The sequence below is a fragment of the Mesorhizobium sp. M7A.F.Ca.CA.002.09.1.1 genome, from assembly GCF_003998555.1.
In the GTDB taxonomy this organism is placed as follows: domain Bacteria; phylum Pseudomonadota; class Alphaproteobacteria; order Rhizobiales; family Rhizobiaceae; genus Mesorhizobium; species Mesorhizobium ciceri.
The window spans coordinates 1-1062 of the sequence record NZ_RZRR01001304.1 but is presented as its reverse complement, the minus strand read 5'-3'; the positions used below and the strand labels follow the sequence as shown (position 1 = coordinate 1062).

Sequence of the window (1062 nt, the reverse complement as noted above, 5' to 3'; positions counted from 1 at the left end):
TGCGGGTGGAAGCCGACGATGCCGTGGTGGTCGAGCATGTTGTACTCGTAGTGGCCGGTCCAACTGGTCTGGACCTTGAGTGCGTCGAAAGACGGAATGCGGTGCCAGAGTGCCGGCCAGATGTAGTCGTCGAACTCTTCATGGTGCATTTCAAAGTCGTCGTAGCCGGCCGGTCCGTCGCCTTGCGGCGTGTTGCCGGTGAGAAAAAGCTCGCCTTCGGGACGCACGAATGTTCCGGAAAGGTCGATGACATTGGGCATCCGGCCGGGGATCGGGTTGGCGCTGGCGAAGACGAAGCTGTAGCGCTTGTAGGGCGCGACCGGGATCGACAGGCCGGCCATGGCGGCCACCTGCTGAGCGCGCGGGCCCGCGGCGTTGACCAATGTTCCGCAGGCAACCGTCTGTCCGGTCGCGAGGCGCACCGAGATGACCCGCCCATCGGCGATGTCCAGCCCTGTCACGGCATTGTCAATATACTCGACGCCGCTGGCGCGGGCTGCGCGGCGGAAACCGTTCATCAGCCCCACGGAATCGAACCAGCCCTCTTCCCTGGCCCCCCAGGAACCGCCACCGAGATCCTCCACATTGAGCCAGGGGAAGCGATCCTTCAGCGGGCCCGGCTCAAGAAACACCGTGTGGGCCCCAAAACTGCGTTGCAGATCGACGCGCTCGCGGGCCGCTTTGACGCCGTCGGGTGAACAGCAGTAAAGATACCCATGCTCCTTGAAGCCGAGGTCGGGCGCCGGTTCGTCCTTGTAGAAAGGTGCCATACGCTCCTGAAATCCGCGGATGACCTCGATGCCGAACTGGCTGATCTTCACATTGATCGGATTGGAATATTGCTGCCGGATCGCACTGGTGGAGAGCGCCGTCGACGAGAATTCGTAGCTCGAGTCGCGTTCGACCACGAGGATCGAGGCGCCGCTGCCCAGCGCCTGGCTCAGCCAGTAGGCCGTGGACGAACCGATGACGGCGCCGCCGACGATGACGATGTCGTAGGCGGTGCGTGACGGCGCTTTGTACCGGGGGATCGGCATGGCTGTATCTCCGGTCTACTGCTGT

1 protein-coding gene is annotated in these 1062 nt (G+C 63.4%); it reads right to left on the bottom strand.

Going from position 1 to position 1062, the window contains the following annotated elements:
• Positions 1 to 1037 (bottom strand): FAD-dependent oxidoreductase (locus EN994_RS32735; RefSeq protein ID WP_164746489.1); only part of this gene is annotated, 1037 nt, incomplete at its 3' end.
• Between the last annotated feature and the right edge of the window lie 25 nt (positions 1038 to 1062).